The 1,000-nt window shown below is 50.6% G+C and carries 2 protein-coding genes; one reads left to right on the top strand and one right to left on the bottom strand.

What is annotated here, in order from left to right:
• Nucleotides 1-289: hypothetical protein (locus KQI64_RS05470; RefSeq protein ID WP_216523719.1), on the bottom strand; the 289-nt coding region annotated here is incomplete at its 3' end.
• 109 nt (nt 290-398) lie between these two features.
• Here KQI64_RS05470 and KQI64_RS05465 point away from each other — a divergent pair.
• Complete coding sequence (locus KQI64_RS05465) at nt 399-923, top strand: DUF5662 family protein (RefSeq protein ID WP_216523718.1); 525 nt, start codon at nt 399-401, stop codon at nt 921-923.
• Nucleotides 924-1,000 lie beyond the last annotated feature (77 nt).

Below are 1,000 nucleotides of genomic sequence, written 5' to 3'. Positions count from 1 at the left end.
TGAACGCGTCCAGCCGTCCTCCGCTGTCTACGGTCAGTATGCTTTCGTCGCTGCTTTCCCAAGAGAGCAGCTTTTTTTCGTTTTGCCCGGTGATATGTATGACAGTCGGCTCGTTTTGCTTCATGAGGAAGGCTTTCTCGGTGACGGTCGGTTCCGTTTCCTCGCGGAACGGAGTTTGCGCGTTTGTTATGCCGGCGTTCCGGGTGATTCCGACAATGCACAGCGCCGAGAGCAGCATAATTGCGGCGGCGATTACGTACAGCGCGGTAATCAGAATTCTTCTTGTCATATTGTTACCTCTTTGTAATACTTATTACTATTATACAATCTTTTGCAAAAATAATCAATAGTTTTACATTTGCAATTTTTTGTGGTAAAATAGGGAAGGTGATAGAATTATGGGACATCCGATCAAACATTTCATTACAATTACAAACCACAGACACAAGGTCATCGCTAACTGCGCGCGCGCCGGAATTCTCTGGCAGGGTCTGAGGCACGACTTGTCAAAGTACAGTCCGACCGAGTTTATACCCGGCGCGAAGTATTATCAGGGCAACCGCAGCCCGAACGAGAAGGAACGCGAGCTGTACGGCAGCTCAGTCGCGTGGATGCACCACAAGGGCAGAAACCGCCACCATTACGAGTACTGGAACGACTACAATCCCAAGACAAAGCAGATCGAGAACGTCGAAATGCCGACGCGCTTTTTGATAGAGATGTTTTGCGACCGCGTGGCGGCAAGCAAGATCTACAACGGCAAAAATTACACCGACGCGCACCCCTACGAGTATTTTCTGCGCGTAAAGGGCAAGCGCCGCATGCACGAAAAAACCGAGGCCATGCTCGAAAAGCTGCTTGTAATGCTGCGCGACGAGGGTGAGGAAAAGACCTTTGCCTACATCCGGAGGATGAAGAAGTGAGCGAGCCGCGGAGAATAGACCATCCGTTTCCGCCATTGTTTGACAGCGAGTCAAGGACGCTGCTCCTCGGCAGCTTT

It is taken from the genome of Lachnoclostridium sp. MSJ-17 (assembly GCF_018918205.1).
Lineage (GTDB): Bacteria > Bacillota > Clostridia > Oscillospirales > Acutalibacteraceae > Ruminococcoides.
The sequence above is the reverse complement of the archived record's forward strand: the minus strand, read 5'-3'. Positions and strand labels throughout refer to the sequence as shown.

Bases quoted from the DNA above. Each gene is read 5' to 3' on its own strand.
- KQI64_RS05465 (WP_216523718.1), top strand. From the start codon at position 399: ATGGGACATCCGATCAAACATTTCATTACAATTACAAACCACAGACAC.